Origin of the sequence: Pseudoalteromonas sp. UBA2102, assembly GCF_002331165.1 — a bacterium.
GTDB classification, from domain to species: Bacteria; Pseudomonadota; Gammaproteobacteria; order Enterobacterales; family Alteromonadaceae; genus Pseudoalteromonas; species Pseudoalteromonas atlantica.
Genome location: NZ_DCYU01000145.1, coordinates 1 through 24,400, shown reverse-complemented (window position 1 = coordinate 24,400; position 24,400 = coordinate 1). Strand labels below are relative to the sequence as shown.

The 24,400-nt window shown below is 40.6% G+C and carries 26 protein-coding genes; 11 read left to right on the top strand and 15 right to left on the bottom strand.

From position 1 onward, the window contains the following. Window positions 1–97: 97 nt before the first annotated feature. On the bottom strand, window positions 98–400 hold the full coding sequence (locus B2R65_RS18675) for a YciI family protein (RefSeq protein WP_024033446.1): 303 nt from the start codon (window positions 398–400) through the stop codon (window positions 98–100). A gap of 186 nt (window positions 401–586) precedes the next feature. On the opposite strand from B2R65_RS18675, the gene B2R65_RS18670 reads away from it, so the two are divergent. Next, the gene (locus B2R65_RS18670) at window positions 587–2,011 is read left to right on the top strand and encodes a sodium-dependent transporter (RefSeq protein WP_054982639.1); all 1,425 of its coding nucleotides are present in this window, start codon (window positions 587–589) and stop codon (window positions 2,009–2,011) included. A 69-nt stretch (window positions 2,012–2,080) separates the two neighbouring features. Here the strand turns inward: B2R65_RS18670 and B2R65_RS18665 are convergent, their stop codons facing one another. Both B2R65_RS18665 and B2R65_RS18660 read right to left on the bottom strand, forming a co-directional pair. Next, window positions 2,081–2,722 carry a CPBP family intramembrane glutamic endopeptidase gene (locus B2R65_RS18665; RefSeq protein WP_024033448.1) on the bottom strand — a complete coding sequence of 214 codons (642 nt, stop codon included), beginning with the start codon at window positions 2,720–2,722 and terminating at the stop codon, window positions 2,081–2,083. A gap of 67 nt (window positions 2,723–2,789) precedes the next feature. Further along, complete coding sequence (locus B2R65_RS18660; RefSeq protein WP_286745227.1) at window positions 2,790–3,365, bottom strand: inner membrane-spanning protein YciB; 576 nt, start codon at window positions 3,363–3,365, stop codon at window positions 2,790–2,792. A 172-nt stretch (window positions 3,366–3,537) separates the two neighbouring features. Here B2R65_RS18660 and B2R65_RS18655 point away from each other — a divergent pair, with 172 nt between their 5' ends. Both B2R65_RS18655 and B2R65_RS18650 read left to right on the top strand, forming a co-directional pair. Beyond that, window positions 3,538–3,807 (top strand): HU family DNA-binding protein, encoded by a 270-nt coding sequence (locus B2R65_RS18655; RefSeq protein WP_004586798.1) that lies wholly within the window; start codon window positions 3,538–3,540, stop codon window positions 3,805–3,807. Window positions 3,808–4,209: 402 nt separating this feature from the next. Then, on the top strand, window positions 4,210–4,788 hold the full coding sequence (locus tag B2R65_RS18650; protein WP_004586797.1) for a type 1 glutamine amidotransferase domain-containing protein: 579 nt from the start codon (window positions 4,210–4,212) through the stop codon (window positions 4,786–4,788). A gap of 63 nt (window positions 4,789–4,851) precedes the next feature. On the opposite strand, the gene trpA is transcribed toward B2R65_RS18650, so the two are convergent. Genes trpA through B2R65_RS18620 form a run of 6 tightly spaced genes read right to left on the bottom strand, consistent with a single transcriptional unit; the run spans window position 4,852 to window position 11,440 of the window. Continuing rightward, window positions 4,852–5,673, bottom strand: a complete 822-nt coding sequence (gene trpA / locus B2R65_RS18645; protein ID WP_055255694.1) for a tryptophan synthase subunit alpha — start codon at window positions 5,671–5,673, stop codon at window positions 4,852–4,854. Then, a complete protein-coding gene (gene trpB, locus B2R65_RS18640; protein ID WP_004586795.1) occupies window positions 5,670–6,854 on the bottom strand; it encodes a tryptophan synthase subunit beta in 1,185 nt (394 codons plus the stop codon). The genes trpA and trpB overlap by 4 nt, the downstream gene beginning before the upstream one ends. A 7-nt stretch (window positions 6,855–6,861) precedes the next feature. Further along, the gene (gene trpCF, locus B2R65_RS18635) at window positions 6,862–8,226 is read right to left on the bottom strand and encodes a bifunctional indole-3-glycerol-phosphate synthase TrpC/phosphoribosylanthranilate isomerase TrpF (protein ID WP_286745221.1); all 1,365 of its coding nucleotides are present in this window, start codon (window positions 8,224–8,226) and stop codon (window positions 6,862–6,864) included. Continuing rightward, on the bottom strand, window positions 8,219–9,256 hold the full coding sequence (gene trpD / locus B2R65_RS18630) for an anthranilate phosphoribosyltransferase (protein ID WP_286745219.1): 1,038 nt from the start codon (window positions 9,254–9,256) through the stop codon (window positions 8,219–8,221). Before trpD ends, trpCF begins: the two co-directional genes overlap by 8 nt. Window positions 9,257–9,267: 11 nt before the next feature. Continuing rightward, window positions 9,268–9,870 (bottom strand): aminodeoxychorismate/anthranilate synthase component II, encoded by a 603-nt coding sequence (locus tag B2R65_RS18625; RefSeq protein WP_004586792.1) that lies wholly within the window; start codon window positions 9,868–9,870, stop codon window positions 9,268–9,270. Between the two features lies 1 nt (window position 9,871). Next, on the bottom strand, window positions 9,872–11,440 hold the full coding sequence (locus B2R65_RS18620; RefSeq protein ID WP_055255700.1) for an anthranilate synthase component 1: 1,569 nt from the start codon (window positions 11,438–11,440) through the stop codon (window positions 9,872–9,874). Window positions 11,441–11,889: 449 nt separating this feature from the next. On the opposite strand from B2R65_RS18620, the gene rnm reads away from it, so the two are divergent. The 5 genes from rnm to B2R65_RS18595 all read left to right on the top strand — a co-directional run bounded on the left by rnm (window position 11,890) and on the right by B2R65_RS18595 (window position 15,450). Then, a complete protein-coding gene (gene rnm / locus B2R65_RS18615) occupies window positions 11,890–12,744 on the top strand; it encodes an RNase RNM (protein ID WP_004586790.1) in 855 nt (284 codons plus the stop codon). Continuing rightward, on the top strand, window positions 12,741–13,361 hold the full coding sequence (locus B2R65_RS18610) for an L-threonylcarbamoyladenylate synthase (RefSeq protein ID WP_004586789.1): 621 nt from the start codon (window positions 12,741–12,743) through the stop codon (window positions 13,359–13,361). The genes rnm and B2R65_RS18610 overlap by 4 nt, the downstream gene beginning before the upstream one ends. Before the next feature lie 5 nt (window positions 13,362–13,366). Continuing rightward, the gene (locus tag B2R65_RS18605) at window positions 13,367–14,206 is read left to right on the top strand and encodes a segregation and condensation protein A (protein ID WP_286745214.1); all 840 of its coding nucleotides are present in this window, start codon (window positions 13,367–13,369) and stop codon (window positions 14,204–14,206) included. 118 nt (window positions 14,207–14,324) lie between these two features. Then, on the top strand, window positions 14,325–14,873 hold the full coding sequence (locus B2R65_RS18600; RefSeq protein WP_064385009.1) for a cytochrome b: 549 nt from the start codon (window positions 14,325–14,327) through the stop codon (window positions 14,871–14,873). 1 nt (window position 14,874) lies between these two features. After that, window positions 14,875–15,450, top strand: coding sequence for a YceI family protein (locus B2R65_RS18595; protein ID WP_248461627.1), 576 nt, complete (start codon window positions 14,875–14,877; stop codon window positions 15,448–15,450). 29 nt (window positions 15,451–15,479) lie between these two features. On the opposite strand, the gene B2R65_RS18590 is transcribed toward B2R65_RS18595, so the two are convergent. Further along, the gene (locus B2R65_RS18590) at window positions 15,480–16,340 is read right to left on the bottom strand and encodes a transporter substrate-binding domain-containing protein (protein ID WP_138576812.1); all 861 of its coding nucleotides are present in this window, start codon (window positions 16,338–16,340) and stop codon (window positions 15,480–15,482) included. A gap of 131 nt (window positions 16,341–16,471) precedes the next feature. Then, window positions 16,472–16,639: a hypothetical protein gene (locus B2R65_RS18585; protein ID WP_024033460.1), complete on the bottom strand. Its 168-nt coding sequence runs from the start codon at window positions 16,637–16,639 to the stop codon at window positions 16,472–16,474. Between the two features lie 370 nt (window positions 16,640–17,009). Between B2R65_RS18585 and B2R65_RS18580 the strand changes: the two genes are divergently transcribed. Beyond that, window positions 17,010–17,555: a dienelactone hydrolase family protein gene (locus B2R65_RS18580; RefSeq protein WP_286745208.1), complete on the top strand. Its 546-nt coding sequence runs from the start codon at window positions 17,010–17,012 to the stop codon at window positions 17,553–17,555. Here the strand turns inward: B2R65_RS18580 and B2R65_RS18575 are convergent. Further along, window positions 17,552–18,355 carry a M61 family metallopeptidase gene (locus B2R65_RS18575; protein ID WP_286745207.1) on the bottom strand — a complete coding sequence of 268 codons (804 nt, stop codon included), beginning with the start codon at window positions 18,353–18,355 and terminating at the stop codon, window positions 17,552–17,554. The genes B2R65_RS18580 and B2R65_RS18575 overlap by 4 nt on opposite strands. Window positions 18,356–18,522: 167 nt before the next feature. On the opposite strand from B2R65_RS18575, the gene icd reads away from it, so the two are divergent. Then, window positions 18,523–19,773, top strand: a complete 1,251-nt coding sequence (gene icd, locus B2R65_RS18570) for an NADP-dependent isocitrate dehydrogenase (protein ID WP_286745205.1) — start codon at window positions 18,523–18,525, stop codon at window positions 19,771–19,773. Between the two features lie 12 nt (window positions 19,774–19,785). On the opposite strand, the gene B2R65_RS18565 is transcribed toward icd, so the two are convergent. The 3 genes from B2R65_RS18565 to B2R65_RS18555 form a co-directional block, all read right to left on the bottom strand. Beyond that, entirely contained in the window at window positions 19,786–20,217 is a 432-nt protein-coding gene (locus B2R65_RS18565; protein WP_004586781.1) for a hypothetical protein, read from the bottom strand. A gap of 532 nt (window positions 20,218–20,749) precedes the next feature. Next, window positions 20,750–21,199: a GNAT family N-acetyltransferase gene (locus B2R65_RS18560; protein ID WP_286745203.1), complete on the bottom strand. Its 450-nt coding sequence runs from the start codon at window positions 21,197–21,199 to the stop codon at window positions 20,750–20,752. Between the two features lie 82 nt (window positions 21,200–21,281). Beyond that, the gene (locus tag B2R65_RS18555; protein WP_286745201.1) at window positions 21,282–22,229 is read right to left on the bottom strand and encodes a LysR family transcriptional regulator; all 948 of its coding nucleotides are present in this window, start codon (window positions 22,227–22,229) and stop codon (window positions 21,282–21,284) included. Between the two features lie 117 nt (window positions 22,230–22,346). Between B2R65_RS18555 and aceK the strand changes: the two genes are divergently transcribed. Continuing rightward, window positions 22,347–24,122, top strand: a complete 1,776-nt coding sequence (gene aceK, locus B2R65_RS18550; protein WP_286745198.1) for a bifunctional isocitrate dehydrogenase kinase/phosphatase — start codon at window positions 22,347–22,349, stop codon at window positions 24,120–24,122. Window positions 24,123–24,400: the final 278 nt, after the last annotated feature.

Genomic DNA, 24,400 nt, shown 5'->3' with positions numbered 1-24,400 from the left:
GTAAAAACGTCCAATATGCGCTTTTACGTTCGCCAGCTTAATTAATTAGCAGTGAACCAACCCTGAATTAAATAACGTTTTAAATTCAGGGTGTTCGTTACGCTGGTAATACTTTTTTATATGGTTTTACAACGGTGTTTGCGTAAACGCCGGCTGCAACGTATGGATCAGAGGCTGCCCATTCACGTGCTTTTTCAAGTGAATCAAATTCTGCAATGACTAATGAACCTGTAAATCCAGCATCTTGCGGGTCTTCACTGTCGATTGCAGGCAGTGGGCCGGCAACAAATAAACGGTTTTGAGAGTCGAGTTCGCTTAAACGTGCTAAGTGGGCGGGGCGGGCTTCTTTTCTAAGCGGTAAGCTGTTTTCAACGTCGGTTGAATAAATCATGTACAACATAGTAATTCTCAAAAAAATGTTAAGTTTAATAACGCAAATACTAGCACAACGTTGATAGTTGGTGAACAAATTACCGTTAAAGCTAGGTTTACAGTTATTAATTATTTTTAGTGTGTAATTGCTTGAAAAGCGCGGCACAACACTGGTAGAGTCGCTTGAATAACTTAAAAATAACAAGGTTAATACATGAGCAATAATAGAGAGCATTTTAGCTCCCGTCTTGGCTTTATACTGGCTGCAGCAGGTTCGGCAGTGGGTATTGGCAACTTAGTAGGTTTTCCTGTGTCGGCAACTAAAAATGGTGGTGGTGCATTTTTACTTGTATACGCTTTGTTTGTTGCTTTTATTTGTTTACCAGTAATGATGGCTGAAATGGCCATGGGTCGTAACGCGCAAAAAGATCCACTTGGTTCGTACAAAGCGCTGGCAAATAACGACAAAAAATGGAAGTTTGCAGGCTTTTTGGCTGTATTAACGCCGTTTATGATTGCCGTATTTTACATGGTTATTACCGTGTGGATTTTTGGCTACTTAAGCCAAACCGCCATGGGTAATTTAGATGCATTGGCAGATCCGAGCCATTTTGGCAGCTTTATAAATAGCTACACTGTTTTTGGCTACATGGCTGTGGTGGTTATTATTGTTAACCTTATTTTATTGGGTGGGGTTAAACAAGGCATAGAAAAAGCCGCTAAGTTTTTAATGCCGGCTTTATTTGTTATGTTGCTTGCCCTTGTAGCGTATGTATTAACGCTTGATAACGCCATGGCTGGTGTTAAATATTATGTTATTCCTGATTTTTCTAAAATGAGTGCCAGCGTGCTTAATGGTGCACTAAGCCAAGCGTTTTTCTCACTATCGCTAGGTATGGGCATTTTAATGACCTACGCCTCTTACATATCTAAAAAAGATGACATTGTTGGCAGTGCAAAAATGGTGGCTATTACCGACTCATTAGTGGCATTTGTTGCTGGTTTAATGGTGTTACCGGCAATATTTAGTTTTGATCCTAATACCGACCCAGCCGCACTTTCTGATTCGTCTGTATCGATGATATTTGTATACTTACCTAAAATTTTATTAGCACTACAAAATGACATTGGTTACTTTGGCGCGTCTGCAGTGGCGTTTTCGTTCTTTTTATTAGTGTTTTTTGCAGCGATTACTTCGCTTGTATCAATTGTAGAAGTACCTACAGCGACCCTTAGCGACCGCAAAGGGATCAGCCGTAAAAAAGCCTTAGGTATTTTAACGCTAGCCACCGGTGTGTTAACTATATTATGTACTATGTCGTTTGGTATGGTTGATAGCCTAACGTCGTTTACTAGTTACGGCAGCGGTAATAAAAGCTTTTTTGATATTGTTTATGATGTATTTTACGACACTATATTGCCACTGAATGGTTTGATGGTGTGTTTATTTGTTATGTACCGCTGGAAAAAAGCGCGCCTAACAGATGAGCTAAGCCAAGGCTCACCAAATTACGCCGGTAGCTTTATGGAGAAATACGTTAACTTTTCGCTTTCTACGTTTATTCCGGTTATTTTATTAGCCATATTTATTAACACAGTAGCGACTAAGTTTTTTGCCTTTAAGTTATTTGGATTTTAGGCTAAAAAAAGTTTTCAAAAGCCGCGTATTAACGCGGCTTTTTTGTGTTTAAAATAGCGGCTTAGCTTGTTAGCTTATAGCTCCTGAGTCTAATGAACTGCCAATCCCCAGTGTAAACATCCATAATCCCCATAAGCTATGCTCAATTACACACACTATGGTTGAGCGGCTTTGCGCGTAAGTAAACGAAAATAATAACCCGCCTAAAAATGCTAAGCCTACAGCCACCCAATTGGCATACACAATATGGGCAAGGGCAAACACCGTTGCGCTTACCACTATACGCACTCTTTTTTTGGGCATAATGCGTTTATAGCGATGAAAAAAGTAGGTCCTGAAAATTAGCTCTTGTGGTAATACCGACAGCAGCGGGTATAGAAGCAGTAAAAGTAACCAGTTATAAAATGAGTGCAGCGGCATACTAAACCAATTTTCTTGGTGAATAATGCCGTAAAACACGCCTGAAAAAAGCGCTCCTAAAAAAAAGAAACTAAATAAACGTCGCTTTACCGCAGAAAACTGCCCCAGGCTTGTGAGTCTAAATCGCTTAAAGTGAGGGTCGTTCAGTAATAACATGCAGCACACACTCATTAAAACAATCAGTGCGGGTATTAGCCAGTTAGCTAGGTAACTACGAAGGGTAAAGCCTATTAAAGGCAATAAAACAAATATTAGGGTAAATTCAAACCAGCGGTATTGATTGGCGTTCAAGGTCGTCTCTGATTGATTTTTTTTACACGCTATCAAGCAAAGACGACATTTTTATGACGAAGGTGTTTTACTTTGCGGGTTCTTCTTCATCAGGGAAGTACTTATACAAAGCAAATATAGTGATCAAAATACTCACAAAAGTAATGGCCATTAAACCAAACACTTTAAAGTTAACCCAAAAATCGAGTGAGAAATTATACGCAATGTAAATATTCAGCACTGCAATACCTGCGGTAATGGCAACCCACATTAAGTTAAGCTTATTCCACACCGGCTCAGGTACTTCAATCGCCTGTTTAGAGTCGTTGGCGTTTTCGAGGATTGAGCTAAGGGCTTTTTTAACAAGATTTTTATTCAGCACGTAGCGGCTAATTAATAAGGTAAGGCTTAAGCCGGCATAAATTAACGTGGCTTTCCATTTTATATACTGCTCATCGTGGAGTACTAAGGTTAATGTGCCAAACACCGCTGCAATAGCAAAAAATAGCCATTGGCGGGCATGTACATGGCCGTGCTTAAAGTAGCTATACGCAACTTGAATAAGCGTAGTGACCATTAAAAGGCCTGTTGCCCAGTAAATATCAACTAATTTAAATACCGCAAAAAATAATATTAGCGGGATGTATTCAATCAATGCGTGCATATACTACCTAAATTATACAAAAAGAAGTCAGGGAAGTTTTTACCACATAACACTAGGCAACTACAAGGTTGACTTGTTGCCCTGTAAGCCTTAGCCTGCGTGGCTTTAATTATCCATCATCATATTCCCACGCTTAACCAACACTGATTAAGTGTGCATTTAGGAGCCTACAATGAACAAAGCACAACTTGTTGCCCAAATAGCAAAACGCAGTGAACTAACAAAAAAAGACACACAAGCAGCCCTTACTAGCTTACAAAAAGTAATTACTAAATCGTTATCTGAAGGCGACCAAGTGCAAATTAATGGATTTGGTACATTTGCTTTAAGCTACTACCCAGCGCGCACTGGCCGTAACCCACAAACAGGCGAAAGCATTGAAATAGAAGGCGCTAACAAACCCGTATTTAAACCAGCCAAAGCATTAAAAGATCTCCTTTAAATAGCAACTTGCATTGACCGGTACCAGTGATCAGTACCAGCGACTAGTTCCTGCAACCAATACTTGCTAATAGCCCGGTTACCTTTTTAGGTTTAGTTAGCGCTATTAATCATAAAATTATAGTTCGGCGCACCCCGCTAATAGGGTGCGTCTACAAAATAAATACCCAGTTTTTAGTTATAATGCCTTACTACTTCATCTTGTAAGCAAAGCTTGTGTGCTGGTTTTTAATACGCACTTTAAATTAAGCTATGTAGATTGTTCAAACCCTCTAAATGATTTACATAGCTTTGACAGCTTTAATTTATATTATTCATTATTTTCAATAGGTTAAATTTGGCATCGGTTATGCTTTTAATAGGGTGATTGAAACATTTTATTAAACGCAATAAGGAGATCTATATGTCTACATTACAAACAAGCACTCGTTTACAAGGCAAAAAAATTGCTATTTTAGCCACCGATGGCTTTGAGCAAAGTGAGCTATTATCTCCACGTGATGCTTTACTTAATGCTGGCGCCGATATCGATATTGTGTCGGTAAAAGAGGGTGAAATCACCGGCTGGGATGAAGATAAATGGGGCGACAAAGTAAGCGTAGATAAACTTGTTACAAATGCCAGTGCCAGCGATTACGATGCGCTTATGCTGCCAGGTGGCTTATTTAACCCAGATACGTTACGCCAAGATAAGCACGCAAAAGCGTTTATAGATGGCTTTTTTGGCGCTGAGAAAAACAAACCCGTCGCAGCTATTTGCCATGCCCCTTGGTTACTTGCCGAAATTAATAAATTACGCGACCGCACCGTTACATCATTCCCGAGCATTAAAAGTGACTTAATCAATGCTGGTGCAAACTGGGTTGATGAAGAGGTGAGTGTAGACCAAGGTTTAGTAACAAGCCGCAGCCCTGCAGATTTAGAAGCATTTAATGCAAAATTTATTGAAGAAATTTTAGAAGGTAAGCATCAAGCTCACTAAGTGTAGAGCTTAATAAAAAAGGGCATTTAAAATGCCCTTTTTTAATGTGTAAATTTTAAGCTTTTACAACACGGTGGCCGCTTTCATATCAGCTACAAACGCTTTTAACTGCGTTGTCATCGCATCTAAATCATTAAGGTTGGCTTCAATAATTTTAACAACGGCTGAGCCTGAAATAGCACCAGCTGCGCCGGCATTTAGGGCGGCTTTTACATCATCGGGTGTAGAAATACCAAAGCCCAATAAAGCAGGGGCTGCATGGTATTCTTTTAATTTAGTTACTATGTTACCCGCTGGCATTTGCGCTTTAGTATCAGTGCCGGTAACACCCGCACGCGATAATAAATACGTGTAGCCACGGCCGTAAGATGCACATTGGCGCAGGGTATCGTCATCGGCATTTGGTGTGGCAATAAATATTGGGTCAACACCGTTTGCCATGGCTGCTTTTCTAAACATTTTAGACTCATGCAGTGGTACATCAGCAACTAAAATAGAGTCTACTCCCGCCGCTTTAGCATCTTTATAAAATGTTTCTAAACCGCGTTTAAATACAAGGTTTGAATACAATAATAAGCCAATTGGAATATCTGCATTGTAATCGCGTATTTCTTTAATAATATCAAAGCAATCTTGCGTGTTAATGTTTACATCGAGAGCGCGAATATTCGCCGCTTGAATAACTGGGCCATCGGCGATTGGGTCCGAAAACGGAATACCTAGCTCCAGTGCATCCGCGCCGCCATCAATTAAGCTTTTAATAATGGCAATACTTTGCTCTTTACCTGGGTCGCCAATGGTAACAAATGGTACAAATGCACCTTGTTTTTGCTCATTAAGTGCAGCAAAGGTTTTACCGTAACGATCTGTATTTAACTGGCTCATAGTTGACCTCCTTGTGATAAAACACTGTGTACGTGGGTTAAATCTTTATCGCCACGGCCACTTAAGTTAACCACCAAAATGCTTTCTTCTGTTTGCTCTTCGGCGTATTTAAGCGCATAAGCAAGGGCATGGCTTGATTCAAGAGCTGGAATAATACCTTCGTTTTTAGCCAGTGCTTGGAACGCGTCAAGGGCTTCTGTATCGGTAATACCCACATATTGAGCACGGCCTGTTTCGTGTAAAAACGCGTGCTGTGGTCCAACTGCTGGGTAATCAAGACCGGCAGATACTGAGTATGACTCTTCTATTTGGCCATCGTCGTTTTGCATAATGTACGTATAGGTACCGTGTAAAATACCTTTAGTACCTTTACAAATTGTAGCGCCGTGCTCGTGGGTATCTAGGCCTTTACCTGCAGGCTCCACACCAATAAGTTTTACACTTGGCTCGTCAATAAAGTCAGTAAACATACCAATGGCATTAGAGCCACCGCCAACACAGGCTAGTACGGCATCCGGTAAGCGTCCTTCTGCTTTGAGTACTTGTTGTTTAGCTTCTTCACCAATGATTTTTTGATACTCTCGTACAATTGTTGGGAATGGATGAGGACCCGCAGCGGTACCAAGTAAGTAATGAGCGTCTTGGTAGTTTGCAGACCAGTCGCGTAGCGCTTCGTTTACCGCATCTTTTAATGTGCCAGAGCCAGCGGTTACCGGAATAACCTCTGCGCCCATTAATTTCATTCTAAATACATTAGGCTGTTGGCGCTCAACGTCTTTAGCACCCATATAAATGCGGCATTTTAAGCCAAGTAATGCACAGGCTAGGGCTGTTGCCACGCCGTGTTGGCCCGCTCCAGTTTCGGCAATAACTTCTTTTTTACCCATACGTTTAGTTAGCAACGCTTGACCAAGTACTTGGTTGGTTTTGTGTGCGCCACCGTGCAGTAAATCTTCACGTTTTAGGTAAAGTTTTACTTTAGGGTTTTTAATTAAATTACGCGTTAAAGTAAGCGGCGTAGGGCGACCGGCATACTCGTTTAATAATTTTGTAAACTCAGCCTGAAATTCAGGGTCTTTTTGTGCTTTGTTAAATTCGTTCTCTAACTGCTTAAGCGCAGGGACAAGTAGCTCAGGTACAAACATACCGCCAAACTCGCCAAAATAAGCTGGATTTTGCATTATAACCTCAATAATTTCTGATGCTTGTAAAAGCATTTTGTAATTTGATAGGGCACTTTTTACCCGCAGATTCTTCAACGCCTGAATTTAAATCAAGGCCTAGGGCACCTTGAGAAAGCGCGTCTTTTATATTGTCTGGATTTAAGCCACCCGCTAGCATAAAGGGGGTTGTTGCGTCGCGCAGTACTGCCCAATCAAATGCTTTACCTGTACCACCGGCTTGTGTATCGCTGTGGGTATCATAAAGATGGCGGTCTAAGCCCTTAGCTGGGGTTGGCAATGTATCTTTAATTGCCTGTGCTTTCCAAATTTCACAACCTTTAGGTAACTGTGTACGTAATGCGGCAATGTAATCGTCACTTTCTTGACCGTGTAATTGTACTGCGGCAAGTTTTAGTTCGTGCGTGTATTGTACCACTTGCTGCGGGCTTGCATTAACAAAAACACCGACAAATTTAAGTGGCGCACTTTGGCTCAGCTCAATCGCACAATCTAAATCAACATAACGAGGCGACTTAGGGGAAAAAATGAGTCCACCGTACACTGCGCCGTTGTTGTAAGCGGCCTGTACGTCTTGTGCTCGGGTTAAACCGCACACTTTGTTATCACCTAAAATCACTTTTTTGCAGGCTTGTTCTAAATCGCGCTCAGCCATTAAAGAACTGCCAATTAAAAAGCCATCACATAATGGCGCTAGGCGTTTAACATCTTGATGAGTGTAAATACCTGACTCTGAGATAACCACTTTATCTTGTGGGATGAGTTTACGTAGCTTTTCGGTGGTTGCTAAATCAGTGCTTAAATCGCGAAGGTCACGGTTATTAATACCAATAATTTGCGCATCAAGTGCAAGGGCACGGTGCACTTCTTCTTCGTTACTTACTTCGGTTAATACCGACATGTTAAGCGAGTCGGCAACTGCATGTAGCGCTTTATATTGTTCATCATCAAGCACTGAAAGCATTAGTAATATAGCATCGCCGCCATAAATACGTGCCATGTAAACTTGGTACTCATCAATAAAAAAGTCTTTACAAATAAGTGGTTGCTCTACTTGGCTACGTACAAACTCTAAATAATCAAAACTACCTTGAAAGTATTTAGTATCTGTAAGTACGCTCATGCAGCTGGCGTATTTTTTATAAACAGAGGTGATCTCGGTTAAATCAAACGGCTCTCTTATTAGCCCTTTTGAAGGAGATGCTTTTTTACATTCTAAAATAAACTGCGTACCCGGCTTTGCTAACGCTTTATAAAAGCTGCGGCTGGTTGGCACTGCTAGGTGTTTAAAGCTCTCTAGTGGGCGCGCGGCTTTACGCTCTATTAGCTCTTGTTTTTTATCAGCAACAATTTTGTCTAATACATTAGCCATGACTTACCTCAATAATTGCATTTAATGTGTTCATGGCTTTGCCTGAACTTAGTAATGTTTGTACCTGTTGTGCGCCTTCTTTTAATGACTGTACTTTACCGCTTAGGTATAAAAGTGCAGCCACATTGACCACGATTGCAGCATTGTGCGCATCACTGCCTTTACCTTGTAAAATAGCAAGGCTCGCATTTGCGTTGTATTGTGGGCCTTCACCGGCTAGTTGTTCAAGTGAATAGTTTGCAAGGTCAAAGTCGCTTGGGTTTAATGTGTACTGCGTTATTTCGCCATTGTTTAGCTCAACTACGTTAGTTGGGCCGTGCAGGGCTATTTCGTCAGTGCCAGAACCATGCACTATCATCGCGCGCTTAGTGCCTAATGTTTTAAGTGTTTGCGCCATTGGCATACATAAAGACTCATCGTAAACACCCAGTAATTGCACGTGTGGTGCAGCAGGGTTAGCAAGTGGGCCTAAAATATTAAAAATGGTACGTGTTTTAAGCGCAGTACGTACGCCCATCGCGTGGCGTACACCACTGTGGTAATGCGGTGCAAACAAAAAGGTAAAATGGGTTTGCTCAAGGCACAGTGCAGCCTGTGCTGGGCTCATATCAATATTAATGCCCAATGCTTTTAATAAATCAGCAGAGCCCGAATTACTCGATACACTGCGATTACCATGTTTTACCATATTAATACCCGCGGCAGCTGCAACAATAGCCGCGGTAGTACTAATATTAATCGTGTTTGAGCCATCGCCCCCGGTGCCGCAGCTATCGGCAAGTTGCGTGCTAGCGGTCGTAAAGGCAACGGCGTTTTCTCGCATTGACGCTGCAGCGCCGGCAATTTCATCGCTTACTTCGCCTTTTATTTTAAGGCTGATTAGCAATGCAGTGAGCTCTATTTCGCTCATGTTACCTTGCATTATTTGGTTAAATAATGCGTTTGATTGGGCATAGTTTAACGACTTGCCTTGAATAAGTTGCTCAATAGCGTATTGAACATTTATGGTCTCTTTTGCTTGGGTACTCATAATGTCCTCTATTAGTTGGTGCGCGTTAAGTACGCAACACTTTGTTGAAGTAGCATTGCACCATTTGGCGTAAGTATTGACTCAGGATGAAATTGATAACCTAACGCTTTATCGTCGTGGTGATATATGGCCATAGGAATATCGTCAAATTGTGCAATTACCTCAATATTTTCAGGTACCTTGGTTGCCATTAATGAATGGTAACGGGCTACGGGCATGGTGTTGCCCATTCCTTCAAACACCGGGTGCGGGTTTAAATTAATGATTGATGACTTGCCATGTACGGTTTCGCCAGCGTGGCCGATTACTCCGCCATAACTTTGTGTAAGTGCTTGTTGCCCCAGGCAAATGCCCAGCATAGGGAAGTGGCCTTTAGCCAGTTCGATTAATTCCATTAAACAACCTGCATCACTGGGTGCACCAGGTCCTGGCGAAAGCACTAATAATACTTGCCCAGGTTCTTGACGCATTTTATTAAAAATAACCTCTGCACTTATGTTATTTCTGTATACCACAAGCTCACAGCCCAGCATGGTTAGTTCATCAACAAGGTTGTAGCTAAACGAATCAAAGTTATCTAAAAAGTATATTTTCATTGGGTTTGCTGTGCTCATTTTATACCGCCTCATAAGTCGATTTTATGGCGGTGATCACCGCTTGGGCTTTAGCGCGGGTTTCGTTAGCTTCGGCTTGCGGATCAGAATCGTAAACGACACCGGCACCTGCTTGCACATACGCGGTATTATTTTTAACAAACGCTGAGCGAATAACGATGCAGCTATCCATTGCACCATCGCCTGTTAAATAGCCTACTGCGCCACCGTAGCTGCCACGGCGTTTGCCTTCGGTTTGGCGTACAAGTTCGGCAGCGCGTACTTTAGGAGCGCCTACCAGCGTGCCCATGTTCATACACGCTTGGTAAGCGTGTAGTGCATCAAGCTCAGGCTTTAATGTGCCCACCACGCGAGAAACCAAGTGCATTACTTGCGAGTAGCGGTCTACTTTTAATAGCTCTTTTGCATGGCGCGTGCCGGCTACACTAATGCGTGCCACATCGTTACGAGCTAAATCAACCAGCATTAAATGCTCTGCACGCTCTTTTTGATCGTTTCTTAGTTCAAGCTCTATACGGCTGTCTAAATCTGGGTTGATTGTGCCATTGGCAAATTTTCCACGAGGGCGAGTACCGGCAATAGGGTAAACTTCAACTTGTTTGCTTTGCACTTCGTATTTAAGAGCAGACTCAGGTGAGGCGCCAAATAAAGCAAATTCTTCATCGCGCATATAAAACATATAAGGGCTTGGATTTTGCTTTTTAAGCTGGCTATATGCGTGCAACGAATCAGGGCAGGGCAGTGAAAACGTACGCGAAGGCACAACCTGAAAAATATCACCATCAACGATGTTCTTTTTAAGCTTAACCACTTGCTCGCAGTAAGTTTCATCGCTTATATCAACACTTACATCGCAGGTACCTGTTTGCATAGGCGCACTAAACTCTTCTGCTTTGTCGCATAAGGCATTTAATCGTTCTAGCTCTTTACCTACTTCAAAACAATTAGCGTGTACGTCTGGGCCATTAAACACATTACCAATAAGCTCGGTGGTTTGTTTTTGATGGTCGATAACCACTAAGGTTTCGGCTAAGTAAAATACGTAGTCTGGGCAGGTGTTTTCGCCATCGGGTACGTCGCTTAGCTGCTCAAAATTAGCCACCATGTCGTAGGCAAATACACCGCCTAGAAATACCGAAAACGGGTTTTCGGTGGTGCTTTTAATACTGTTTATACAGGTGCGTAGTGCGCTAAATGCATTATCGGCAACCAGTTTACTTGCCTCGTCAATGTCATTAGAGCCGCCTTTATAAACAAGAGTTAGGCTTGTGTCAGTTAAGGTTGCATCGCAGCTTTGTACATTGGCTCTTAAATATGGCAGTAACTGTTTACCGTTATTAGATTGAGCACTTACCGTGACGGTTTTACCTTGGCAAACAATGCGCAGCGCGCAGTCAACTAAAATTAAGCTTTTAACACTGTCTTTAGAATCAATTTCGGCTGATTCAAGCAGTAGCGAATTAGGCTTATCAAGTGCTGCATAAAGTGCAAGTGGGCTACTAATGTAGTCGCGCACTTGCGTTATGCTAGTAACTTCGCCTGGTGTGGTAGTTATATGACTAAAAATCAAACCTCATTCCCTCAAAAAATAAAACCCCGCAATGCTTTTGCAATGCGGGGTTTGAATAACGATATCTAAATTACAAACAGATCATTACCGTCCCGCTATATCAGGCGCCACCACCAACGATGTGTAAGAGTAAGACCGTTATTCATGTTTTTTTGCCTCAAAATAAAAAATTAAATACGTAAAATTTAGTTATAAAAAAACCCGCATAATTGCGGGTTTTGAATATTTGCTAGACACGACAATTCATCACCCAAAAATTATGAGTGCCACCACCAAATAGTGTGTTGAATTGAATTGAACATTTTTATTAATTCTTAATGTGTCTTAAAGTGGCTACAGTAAAACGTATTTAGCGCTTTTGTGTCAAGTGTTTATTTAAAACAATTTAGTCAAAAAAGTTGTTATACTTATATAAACATCTATTACCCTTAAATTTAAGCAGTTTTCTTTTGATAAAATACGATTTACACAGCCATACAACGCATTCAGACGGACATTTAACAGTTGAGCAATTATTAAACCGTGCCGTAGAAAAAAACATTGATGTGTTTGCGATAACCGATCACGACACTGTGGCTGCTATTACGCCGGCAAAAGCGTTTATCGAAACAGAAAACCTACCGCTTAAGCTTATATCTGGCGTAGAAATTTCTACCAAGTGGGAAAGCTTTGAAATACATATTGTTGGGCTAAATATTGATATAAATAACAATGCCCTTACATCATTGTTATCGGCGCAGCAGCAAAAGCGTGATGAACGCGCCATTGAAATTGGCAAAAGGCTGGCAAAAAACGGTTTTGATGGCATTTACGAACAAGCCAAGGCGCTGGCAGAAAACGCCCAAATAACCCGTGCTCATTTTGCGCGTGCATTGATTGAAAGAGGCGTTGCTAAAAATTTTCCTGGGGTATTTAAAAAATACTTAGGGCGCAGCAAAACAGGATATGTTCCAAGCAATTGGTGTGATATGCAAACAGCCATTAGCGCCATTCATGCTGCAGGCGGGGTTGCAGTACTTGCACACCCAGGACGTTATCAAATGTCTAATAAATGGTTACGTAAGTTACTTGTGCAATACAAAAGTGACGGGGGCGATGCCATGGAAGTTGCGCAGCCGCAACAAGCGCCCACTGAACGCCAATTTTTAGGGCAATTGAGCCAAGAGTACGGTTTACTGTGCTCGCAAGGTTCTGACTTTCATTTTCCAACTAGTTATTTAGAGCTAGGTAAAAACTTATACTTACCCAAAGACTGCCAAGGGGTTTGGCAAGTGTGGGAAGGGCAAGAAGGAGCATTATCATGAGTCAATTAATTCATATTCACCCAGCAAACCCACAGCCACGACTTATTAGCCAAGCGGTTGATATTATTAAACAGGGCGGGGTTGTTGTATACCCAACAGATTCGGGCTACGCAATAGGGTGTAACCTAGGTAATAAGCAAGCAAAAGAGCGCATTGAGCGTATTCGTGGAATAGAAAAACACCATAACTTTACGCTGGTATGCCGTGATTTATCTGAGCTGGCAACTTATGCCCGTGTAGATAACCAAATGTTTAGGCTTATTAAAAATAATACGCCAGGGCCATACACCTTTATTTTTAAAGGCACAAAAGAAGTGCCAAAGCGGTTATTAAACGATAAGAAAAAAACCATTGGTATGCGCGTTATAGAGCATCCAATTGCATGTGCATTACTTGCAGAGCTTGGGGAGCCGTTAATGTCGTGTTCGTTAATTTTACCTGGAGAAGAGTTTACAGAATCAGATCCAGATGAAATTTTAACGCGTTTAGATAAACACGTAGATTTAATTATTGACGGCGGACACCTTGCAGAGCAAGCAACCACGGTTATTGACCTATCAGAAGATGATATTCACATTTTGCGTGTAGGGTGTGGCGATACCAGCCCGTTTGAGTAACCTTGGTGAGTGATTCAACACAGGGCGAAAAAAATACTCAAAGTGAGCCAGTGCAGCAAAAGCTGCCACTGGCTTTTTTGCATGGCAAAGCCGTTGTAGATAAACCTGAAGATTTATACATTCCGCCCGATGCACTTGAAATTATTTTGGAAACCTTTGAAGGCCCGCTTGATTTACTGCTGTATTTAATAAAAAAGCACAAGTTAGATGTGCTCGAACTCTCTATTTTTAGCATTACTGAGCAATATGTCAGTTATGTAGAAATGATGAGTGAGTTTCAGTTAGAGCTTGCCGGTGAGTACTTAGTAATGGCAGCGTTATTGGCACAAATAAAATCGCGTCTGTTATTGCCTGTGCACGAGGAGCTCGAAGAAGAGGAAGACCCCCGCGCAGAACTGATCAAGCGTTTACAAGAATACGAGCAGTTTAAAAAAGCAGCCGAAAATATAGATGCCATCCCCCGTGTAGGCCGTGATATTTTTGTCGCAAATGCAACTATGCCGGTTATTGAAAATACCGCTCAAAACCTGCCAGAGCTTGAGTTAAAAGATTTAATGTTAGCTCTGAGCGACGTGATGGCGCGCGCCAAAACATTTGAGCATCACCAAGTGACCGCAGAAATCCTCTCTACCCGTGAGCGGATGAGCCAAATTTTAGCCCAGCTGAGTAACGCAAAAAAAGCGCTGCCGTTTAGCGATTTATTCACCCTTAGTGAAGGGCGCAGCGGTGTAGTGGTTAGCTTTATTGCTATGCTTGAGCTTATAAAAGAAGGCTTAATTAGCTGTTTGCAAGTCTCACCTGATAGCCTAATTTACATAAACCTTACCAACACGCCAAATAGCTAATTAGTGAAACTGTAGCTCAAGTTGTATGTGCGTATATGCACAGATGCTGTTTGTATACGCTATTTTAGTTTTTCTTCACCCTCTATATTCTTAAATTATCGAATTTAGAGGAATCCACATGTTTAAAAATACGCCCACATCTTATGGTCTTATTGCCATTATTTTACACTGGTTGATGGCTTTTACCGTGTTTGGTTTATTTGGCTTGGGCTTATACATGGTTGAGCTAACCTATTACGACAGCTGGTATAAAGGCTCACTGGATTTACATAAAAGTATAGGTATAACGCTCGCCGCAGTGCTTATTTTTAGAATTTTGTGGCGTGTATTCAGCCCCAAACCTCGCCCCCTTAGTCAAAATGAAACAGTAAACTACATTGCGCATACCGCGCATATTGTTATGTACCTAATTTTAGCAGTCATTGTAGTGGCGGGTTATTTGATTTCTACCGCCGATGGCAGAGCAATCGCCGTTTTTTCGATATTTAATGTACCTGCTTTGGATTATAGCTTTGATGGACAAGCCGATATTGCCGGAAAAATTCATTACTACGGTGCGTGTACATTAATTGGCTTGGCTGTTTTGCATGCACTGGGGGCATTAAAGCACCACTTTATTGATAAAGATAAAACCTTAACAAGAATGATCAAACCAAAGGAATACTAACATGAAAAAACGACTAGTAAGTGCAGCTCTATCGGGTGTAATGATGTTATCGGCCACTGCAAATGCAGCAGATTATGTAATTGATACGCAAGGGGCGCATGCATTTGTTACCTTTAAAATTAAGCATTTAGGCTACAGCTGGCTGCACGGGCGATTTAACCGTTTTGATGGCAGCTTCAGTTACGACGCTAAAGCGCAAACAGGGTCTAATATTTTAGTAAATATAGATACAGCAAGTTTAGACTCTAACCATGCTGAGCGTGATAAACACTTACGCGGTAAAGACTTTTTAAATGTGGATAAATACCCAACAGCAACATTTAAAAGCACCAATGTGAAATTTACCGATGATGATACAGCCACAGTAACGGGCGACTTTACTTTACATGGCGTAACTAAACGCATTACGTTTAAAATGGATAAAGTAGGTGAAGGGCAAGACCCTTGGGGTGGCTACCGTGCTGGTTTTGAGGGCGAAACCAGTTTAAAACTCACCGATTACGGCATTGATTATAATTTAGGCCCGGCGTCTACCCATGTTGATATTGGGCTGTCTATTGAAGGTGTGCGTAAATAATAAAGCGTAGATTAAATTAAAACGCCACTTTAGTTAGTGGCGTTTTTGTTTTTTGTAGCGTGAATTCTTGATTCTAATAAGGGTTTTAAATGTGGGGGCAACCAGCGTAACATTACTTGGTGGTATTGCTCGGTTTGCTTAATTTTTTTTAATTGCTCATCTAATAGTTGAATATTTTTAGCACCTTGTTCATTTTTAGTGCAGCCAATATAGCCATAACTTAACGGTGGAGCTTCAACAATCGCTCGCTGAGTTAGGTTTTCTTCAAAGTACATAGATTTAGCTAAGTAATGGTGCTCACTTGGGTAACCTAATAAAATATCTAAGCGCTTTAAATTAAGCATATAGGTAAGGCTGGCTAAACTATTTCGCGTTGGGCGAATAACAATATCAACATCGGGGGTGTTATTTATTACGCTGTCGAGTTGCTCGCCGTATGAGCGGTTCATAGATACACCTAATGTGAGCTTTTTTTCTGCTAGTAAATCCTGCAACGACACCGCCTCTGAGTTAGGCACTTCAAGCGAATGCGCCAAACCTTTATGCATAGCAATGGAAGGTGAAAGGCCCGTGGTTGAGCTTTGCTCGCTAAAGTGAATAAACTTTTCTCTAAATGCATTTTTATAAAGTGATAGGGCACAATGTGTGGCTGATTTATTGGCTAGTTCTTGCGTAACTTTGCCAGAGGGGATAACAAGGCGATTAAACGTGATGTGCTCAAGTTGTTGCTCGAGTAAGGTTATAACGCTTTCATCACGCCCCTGGTGTTGGTATTTTCCATTTAAAATGTAATAGGGCGCAAAGTCGTGCGTTAGCCAGTTAATCGTGTGGGCGTAACTGACTGAAGAAATGCTTAAATATAAGGTGATACACAAAAATGCACGGAGCATTACTACAACTACCTAAAACAATGAAAGTATCGCTATTGTAGTCAATTAAGTGCAACAAAGTAAAATGCCAGCTACAAAGCTGGCACATTTTATTAACATTAACTGCTTAAGCAGTTAATTGCTCGCAATGATTAGTTGGCTTTTAACCATTTTACAAATTCGCGCGCTTCGCTTGCTTTTTGAAACATTGCGTTTTTCAAACCTTGTGTATCACTAAAAATAACACGTTGTTTGTTTACAGAAATTGATTGCACCGGATGGGCAATTTGGATCATAGATCCATTGTATTTATAAGACATAATAAAACTCACTTTATTCTTGTTATTTACTCTGCGCTATTTTTTATAGCCAAATGCAGTTAATAAATTAACGATGTTGTGTTTAGCTTCATTACAGTGTTGACGATCTTTATGACACTTTTGCGATGATATTAAAAAAATCATCAAGGTATTAATAGGGGTTCTCGCCGTACAATAACTTAGCTTTTAAATATACGTTTTGCGGGGCTTACTGGATCAGGGTAAAAAGGTTAACCGCGGTGGTTTTTTAAGACCAGAGAGGAAAGGTAACCTAAATAAAAAATGTGTGCAAGCTATTTATTTAAAAATTATTTATACTTAATTTTATCAACTGCTTAAACGCATGGATTTTAACCTTAAAAGGGTAAGTATGAATTACATAATAGTCAGCGATATTTTTGGTTTAACAGCACCTTTAATGAGGTTGTTAGATATTATGCAAGCCAATACAGAGGTTATAGACCCCTACAAAGGAGAAATGCAACCCATTGATAGTGAAAAGTATTATTATAATAAATTTATAAATGACTGTGGCCATGACAATTACGTAGCTAAGCTCTTAAATGTATTTAATAACCTTACAGAGCCAACAGCCTGTATAGGGTTTAGTGCAGGCGCAAGTGCCGCGTGGCGCGCACAGTTATTAACAGGCAATCCACACCTAAAAAAGCTGATTGGCTTTTACCCTTCACAAATTAGAAATCATTTAGATATTGCGGCAAAAGTACCTTGTACGTTTATTTTTCCACATACCGAAATGCATTTTAATGTAGATGAAGTGATAAGTACTTTAGCCAGTAAAAGCCAAGTTACGTGTAACAAAACACCGTTTTTACATGGTTTTATGAATGCTTACTCAACTAATTACAATGTAAAAGCATATGATGAGTATTGCGCACTTATTAAAAGCACTTAAAGTGTATTTAACTGCGTTTTAGTAATAACAGGAAAGTCGGTACGCGTATTATATTGCGCGTACAAGGTAGTAAAAATACTACTGCGTGAGAGCTTATCTAACTCTTTTATGAGCGTTTTAGCACTTGTGCGTGCAGCTCTGCAGCATAGTTGGTATTGTTTTATTATAGCGGCAACGCTTTTACCTTGTTTTTGAAGGGCTAGATCGGCTTCTACAAAAAATGCTGCCCCTGTCCAATAAACCCGCTGTTGTGCACGTTGCTTCCACATATCACTTGAAAGTTTATTAAGTGGCTGCTGCTTTGTTTTAGTTTGTAAGCGTGCTCGCTCAAACCCTGCGTTTAGGCGCTGAACAAATTGCGCTTGGCTAATTACACCGCTGTTGCGCATTATTACGTTTTGCATGTAACTGGCAAACCCCTCGCTTAACCAAAAGCCAGAGTAAGGCAGTAGTGGCAAATATAAATGTGAAAGCTCATGGTAAAGCGTCCAATCTTTTGTAAATGCATTTAAACTTGCGTAGCGGTCAATATGCAGCTCTAACCCATCGGGGTTATTTCGTTTTACGCTAGCCCATGGCACGGGTTCAAAAGCAAAATATTGTGGCTTTAAATAAATAGGGAGGGTGCTTTGTTGTAATGGCCCTAAAGTATTTTGTGTTTTTTCAAGGCTTTGATTTACCCATGTAGCTACCGTTTTTTGACCCTTAGTCGTCAGTGCGTCTAAATTATGAATAACCACATCAACAGCTGAGGCATTTAAAGAGCACATTAATAGCAATAACAGCCAAAATAATTTCATTTATACCTCCTAAATACGCGCTTAATACTTGACCCACTATTTACATAATTAAGCACACGTAATTCGTTATTTTTTTAACTAATATCAATTATAAAAAGCAAATTGCATACATGCTCAATCAAGCATGATTTAATCAGGTAACACTATTTTTAGTATAGGTATTAACCATGGCTTATCAGCATATTAAAATCCCTGAGCACGGACAAAATATTACTATTGATCCTAAAGGCCAATGGCATGTGCCTGTAAATCCTATTATTGCTTATATTAATGGTGACGGGGTTGGGCAAGAGGTCACACCTGCCATGCAGCATGTGGTGAATAATGCTATTACACACTGTTATGCAAAGGAGCGAAAAATTCACTGGATGCAAGTATATAACGGCGAGCAAGCAGCAAAGTTATATGATGGCGATTGGTTCCCAGAGGAGACGATTAACGCAGTACGTGCGTGTAAAATAGCAATTAAAGGGCCGCTAACTACACCTCTTGGCGGCGGTTTTCGCTCATTAAATGTGGCGCTAAGGCACGAAATGGATTTATTTGTAAATATGCGCACTGTTAAAGGGCTAAGTGCGTTGCCATCGCCGTTAAAAAATCCATTTTTAACTAACATAACAGTGCTGCGTGATAGCAGCGAAGATGTATATTCAGGAATAGAGTGGCAAGCTGGCAGCGTAGAGAGCGAGAAAATGCTCGACTTTTTATGTGAAGAAATGGGAGTAACGCGCCTAAGGTTTTCTCAAGAGTGTGGCATAGGTATAAAAAATATATCTAAAGAAGGCTCCGAGCGCCTAGTACGCTATGCAATTAATTACGCCCTTAAAAATAACAGCGAATCGTTAACGCTTGTGCATAAAGGGAATGTACTTAAATTTACCGATGGTGCCTTTAAACGTTGGGGGTTTGCCTTAGCCCAAAATGAGTTTAACGCTACCCCACACGAAAACGGACGCTGGCTTGAAATAGCACGCGCTAATAAATCGCCTTTAATTATTAAAGAAGTGATAGCCGATAACATGCTGCAACAATGTTTAATGAACCCAGAGCAATTTGATGTGGTGGCAACCACAAACCAAAATGGCGATTTTTTAGCTGACATGCTCAGCGCACAAGTTGGCGGAGTGGGCATTATGCCGGCTGCTAATTTAAATAACGATGTGGCATTTTTTGAACCAACCCATGGCACGTTTGAGAGAATAGCAGGGCAAAACAAAGCAAATCCAAGTAGCAGTATTTTAAGTGCCGTTTTAATGCTTAAGTTTATGGGCTGGGATGAGGCAGCAACGCTGATTGAACAAGCGCTCGAACAAGCACTCAAAAGCGGTAATGTAACCTTTGATTTAGCGCAAAATATTAATAACTCGACAACCCTAAGCTGCAGTGACTTTGCACAAAAGGTTATCGAGTATTTTTAAGCAACTCCATTATTAGGCCGCTGTGGCTGTTTTTGCCTTGTGTACACATGGGCGATTAGTAAGCTGTGCAGCGCGGTGGTAAATATCGTGTGCATTAGGTTCATCGCACTGAGTACCACTAAGCGTATCCATTAAAGCAACTACAATAATAGCCGGTACTTGGCAGCAGTATTCATCAAGTACTGCCTCAGTTGTTTGTGCATCTACATGGCAAAGCGGGTGGTTTTTACGCTGGTACGCATGCAGTAGTGTATCTACTTCTAAAATATCATCGGGTTGGTGCTTTGTTTTACGGCACTTACAACCAAACTCATCAACCAAGGTAGCAAGTGCTTGGTATGTCTCAGCGGCATTGGTTTTAGTGCATAACTGCTGGGTAATAAACTGATGTAAATTAGCATCAATAAATAACCCGTCTTGTTGTGTGAAGCTTGATGTTGTCATAATCATTACTCTTAGTTTGTTGGCTTAACTTCACTTTAGCGCTAAGTGTATTATTAATGAAATTGTTGTTTTCAATAACTGACATTGATTTTATCAATAGTAAATGACAACTAACCAAAAACCACTGAGCATGTTTAATTAAAGTGGTGCAAAAACCTATAAAAATGCACAAAACTGGGACACACTAAATAATAATTAAAAGCATAACTTAGTTAGGTGATTGATCTTAAATCTGTTTTATTTTTGTGGTGGGTTGGCATCAAGGTTGCTAAATATAAAGGGTAGGGTTCACTCCTATTTCTACGATTTCAAAAGCGCTATGGTATTTTCCCAAAGTTGAATACCATGGCGCTTTTTTATTTGAGCATTCATTTTATTTAACTGCAGTAATATTAAATTTTAATAAAGTAGAGAATGGTTCTCAAAATAGCGCTGACAATAAGCTGCACAATACCTATACCGCCAAACATAACACTCCTCGCAATTATTGATGCGCTATCCATTTGTATAAATCTGTTTCTTTAATAATGCTTTAAGTGACAACCGACATAGCTAGCTTTTCTATACCATGTGACGGTGTCCATCTTTTAAACTCTACAAAGCCATGCTTTTTATATAAATTTATTGCAGGAGTATTAGCAACCGCAGTCTCAACTCTTGCATAAGATAAATCACTCATTTCTAAAACATAATTTATTAGCTTACTTGCGATACCTTTTTTAAAATAACTAGGGTCAACAGTTAAGCTGCATATATCTAAACACTGGCTGTTTGTATCTACTTCAATAACCGCTGCTAAACATTCATTTTCGGTGAAGCCATAAAAGGTTGTTTCTGACTTTTTAATATCTTCAGTATTACGTGCCAAAGGAGGAAAGTTAAGTGCCTCTATCAAACTAGCTTCGATAGCATAGGACTTTTGAAAGACAATAAAAATTATATTTGCTATCTCGGTATTCTTATTATTAAGTTTGTTGATCATTGTATTCTTCTGCAAAAAGTTGAGCGAAAATATCATGCCAATTTTTGAAAGCGCTAGCGCCTGATGAGCTGGGAATAACAAACTACCTATCCGCAATTGTTTTAGCAAACTCAAGCAACTCACGGCGTAACCACTGGTGTGCGGGAGCATGGTGAAGTAGTGGGCTCCATATCATTTTTACCTCAATAGGGACTATTTGAAACGGTACTGGGCTAATGACTAAATCGGTATGCGTGGTTAATAATTTAGCCTGCCTGCGCGGTAAGGTGGCAATAAGTTGCTCTGATTGGCATAGCAAACTTGCAATCATGTAGTGGCGTGTAAACACCCGTATTTTACGTGTTTGTTCTAGCTGCCAAAGTGCTTCATCAACCCAACCTAGTTTTTGCTTGCCTGACTTATTGGTAACGGCAGCTTCTGGCCCCCAGCCAGCGCGGTTTACCCAAATATGTTCTTTTTGTAGGTAATCATCAAGGCTTGAGTGCTGTAAAAAGGTATTTTTGGGGTGGGTTAAACAGCAGTAATTATCGCGCCAAACACTGGCTTGATGAAACGAGCGAGGCAAGCCATTAAAACGGTTTATGGCTAAATCAATAGTGCCTTTTTCCATATCTTGCAGGTTTACATCGCTTGGACTCAGTACATCAAAATTAACCCCCGGGTTTTTAGTTAACTGCTCAGTAATAAAGGGGGCAATTAAGGTCGACTCCATGTAGTCGTTTGCCATTATTCTAAAAGTCACCTCTGCCGTTGCTGGGTTAAATTGCTCACTGGGCTGAGTAATCGCCTCTGCCATTTTTAAAAGAGACTCTATTTCAGGCTTTAAGCTAAGTGCTTTGCTGGTGGGGGTCATAGAGCCTGCGGCACGCACAAGTAGTGGGTCGTCAAATAAGTCACGTAATCGTTTAAGTGCGTTACTCATCGCAGGTTGTGTTAGTGCGAGTTTATTAGCCGCTTTTGAAACACTTTTTTCATCAATGAGCACATTTAAGTACACTAATAAGTTGAGATCGACGTTACGTATATTCATATGATCAATTTTATTTATATGCTTTATTAATTACCTAAATTAAAGCCTGCTTGCTAAGGTGTAAACAATTAATAAAAAATAACCGCTATAAGTGGTAAAAATAAAAGTGCTGTAACCATGTCAAAATCGTTAACTAATCAAACCAATAATGCGCTACAGCAAGTTATTGCTACTAAGTTGGCCCGCGCTGTTTTTGCAGGCTTTGAAGCAATGTTTGCGCAGTTTTTAAATATTACCCTAGGTGCGCAAAGCCGGTTTGAACAACAAAAATATCACGATGTGCAAACTGCCATGCGCGAACGCTTACAAGTGTACGAACGTGAAGTAAAAAATGTCAGTGAAGCTGTGAGAGTTATTGCTTATGCTGAACTGACTTGTCCGCAAACATGGCAACTAGCTAAAAATATATACGGCGATATGGTACAAAATCATGAAAATAAACCCATAGCACATACCTTTTTTAATTCTACCTTTGGTGCAATTTGGGACGATAAAAAAATTCGTACCGTACATTTGTTTGTATTAAAAGCAAAATACAGAAGCGAGCCGCGTTCGTATGAAAATTTAGTAAGGCGAATATCGTTTAAAGATGGGTTTAATCACGCTGTAAAAACGCTCATAACCCGCCAAGCTTTTAGAGTACCTTTTAGTCAATTAAACGCCGATTTACAGGCATTGCAAACAACGTTAATGGCCGGTGCAAAGCAGCAATGTAAACAAGTGTATGAGCTTATAAATTTAAACGACGGGTTTATAGAATACGCAAATTCATTATTTTTTAGAAACAAAGCCTGCTACTTAATAGGGCGCTGTATTGCTAAAAATGGCGATAATATGCCTTTTGCTATCGCCATATTAAATACTAATAAAGGGTTAAAGCTTGATGCCGTAATGATGGGCGCCGATCAGTTAAGTTTACTGTTTGGTTTTGCTCGTACCTATTTTATGGTCGATACCGACCAGCCCGCGCGCTATGTAGATTACTTAAGCGTGCTGATGCCTCATAAAAAACGCTTTGAGTTATTTAACGCCATTGGCTTTATTAAGCACGCTAAAACAGAGTTTTATCGTTACAAAGTTGATACCACTAAAAATAGCCCTACTAATTTTAAATACGTGACAGCACCTGGTACTCCCGGCATGGTTATGCTGGTATTTACCATTGAAGGGCTAGACTACGTTTATAAAGTAATAAAAGATAAATTTAGTGCACCAAAAACAGCCACCAAAGCGCAAGTAAAAGCCAAGTACAACTTTGTAAAGCAAGCCGACCGAGTAGGGCGCTTAGTAGATACACACGAATTTAGGTATTTAGCGTTCGACCTCAGCCGCTTTAGCGACGAGTTACTTAAGCAAATGAAGGCACAAATTGGCAGCAGCATGGTTATATCGGGTAAGGCGCTTATTTTAAAGCATGTGTATGTTGAGCGAAAAATGACGCCGCTTAATTTATACATTAATCACTGCTCTAACAAAGCATTACAACAGGTTATGACCGATTACGGTAAAGCGATTAAAGACTTAGCCGGCGCAAATATATTCCCAGGCGATATGCTAATGAAAAACTTTGGCGTAACCCGTTGGGGGCGCGTTGTTTTTTACGACTTTGATGAAATTTGCCCATTGACTGATTGCCACTTTAGAGATGTACCTAGCGCACAAAACGACCTAGAGGAGCTAAGCGCCAACAGTTATTTTGATATAGCAGAAAACGATATTTTCCCCAGTCAGTTTAAGGTGTTTTTTAGCGCAAACGAAACGGCATTTAACTATTTTAACTGCGAACATAACGATCTGTTTTTAGCCGATTTTTGGCAAGCTTGCCAACAACAAATTAAATCAGGCTTTTTACCTGACGTATACCCGTATAAACAAAGCTGGCGGTTTAAATAAAAATAACTAACCCCATGTCTAGCTAGGGCCTGTTTATCTTTCGAGGTTAAATTTGCAGCCGTCTGTTTGGTAATTAGGCAAGGCAGAGCCTATGTAGTGTGGTTGTTCCCCATAAATAGGCGATAACGTAGCATAAATGCCAAACAGGCGCTGCCCAAAGGGTTTCTGCCTAGGGGCCATTTACTCTTTGTTGCCTACATGGATGTAAGTAAGGGGCGTGAGCAGGACGCGGAAGCTTTGCTCGGTTTTGACTTATTCTTACATGGATGTAAGTCATT

Excerpts from the sequence above, each read along its gene's own strand:
- B2R65_RS18675 (WP_024033446.1), bottom strand. The coding sequence starts at position 400 with ATGTTGTACATGATTTATTCAACCGACGTTGAAAACAGCTTACCGCTT.
- B2R65_RS18670 (WP_054982639.1), top strand. The coding sequence starts at position 587 with ATGAGCAATAATAGAGAGCATTTTAGCTCCCGTCTTGGCTTTATACTG.
- B2R65_RS18660 (WP_286745227.1), bottom strand. The coding sequence starts at position 3,365 with ATGCACGCATTGATTGAATACATCCCGCTAATATTATTTTTTGCGGTA.
- B2R65_RS18655 (WP_004586798.1), top strand. The coding sequence starts at position 3,538 with ATGAACAAAGCACAACTTGTTGCCCAAATAGCAAAACGCAGTGAACTA.
- B2R65_RS18650 (WP_004586797.1), top strand. The coding sequence starts at position 4,210 with ATGTCTACATTACAAACAAGCACTCGTTTACAAGGCAAAAAAATTGCT.
- trpA (WP_055255694.1), bottom strand. The coding sequence starts at position 5,673 with ATGAGCCAGTTAAATACAGATCGTTACGGTAAAACCTTTGCTGCACTT.
- trpB (WP_004586795.1), bottom strand. The coding sequence starts at position 6,854 with ATGCAAAATCCAGCTTATTTTGGCGAGTTTGGCGGTATGTTTGTACCT.
- trpCF (WP_286745221.1), bottom strand. The coding sequence starts at position 8,226 with ATGGCTAATGTATTAGACAAAATTGTTGCTGATAAAAAACAAGAGCTA.
- trpD (WP_286745219.1), bottom strand. The coding sequence starts at position 9,256 with ATGAGTACCCAAGCAAAAGAGACCATAAATGTTCAATACGCTATTGAG.
- B2R65_RS18625 (WP_004586792.1), bottom strand. The coding sequence starts at position 9,870 with ATGAGCACAGCAAACCCAATGAAAATATACTTTTTAGATAACTTTGAT.
- B2R65_RS18610 (WP_004586789.1), top strand. The coding sequence starts at position 12,741 with ATGAGTCAATTAATTCATATTCACCCAGCAAACCCACAGCCACGACTT.
- B2R65_RS18600 (WP_064385009.1), top strand. The coding sequence starts at position 14,325 with ATGTTTAAAAATACGCCCACATCTTATGGTCTTATTGCCATTATTTTA.
- B2R65_RS18595 (WP_248461627.1), top strand. The coding sequence starts at position 14,875 with ATGAAAAAACGACTAGTAAGTGCAGCTCTATCGGGTGTAATGATGTTA.
- B2R65_RS18590 (WP_138576812.1), bottom strand. The coding sequence starts at position 16,340 with ATGCTCCGTGCATTTTTGTGTATCACCTTATATTTAAGCATTTCTTCA.
- B2R65_RS18585 (WP_024033460.1), bottom strand. The coding sequence starts at position 16,639 with ATGTCTTATAAATACAATGGATCTATGATCCAAATTGCCCATCCGGTG.
- B2R65_RS18580 (WP_286745208.1), top strand. The coding sequence starts at position 17,010 with ATGAATTACATAATAGTCAGCGATATTTTTGGTTTAACAGCACCTTTA.
- B2R65_RS18575 (WP_286745207.1), bottom strand. The coding sequence starts at position 18,355 with ATGAAATTATTTTGGCTGTTATTGCTATTAATGTGCTCTTTAAATGCC.
- icd (WP_286745205.1), top strand. The coding sequence starts at position 18,523 with ATGGCTTATCAGCATATTAAAATCCCTGAGCACGGACAAAATATTACT.
- B2R65_RS18565 (WP_004586781.1), bottom strand. The coding sequence starts at position 20,217 with ATGACAACATCAAGCTTCACACAACAAGACGGGTTATTTATTGATGCT.
- B2R65_RS18560 (WP_286745203.1), bottom strand. The coding sequence starts at position 21,199 with ATGATCAACAAACTTAATAATAAGAATACCGAGATAGCAAATATAATT.
- B2R65_RS18555 (WP_286745201.1), bottom strand. The coding sequence starts at position 22,229 with ATGAATATACGTAACGTCGATCTCAACTTATTAGTGTACTTAAATGTG.
- aceK (WP_286745198.1), top strand. The coding sequence starts at position 22,347 with ATGTCAAAATCGTTAACTAATCAAACCAATAATGCGCTACAGCAAGTT.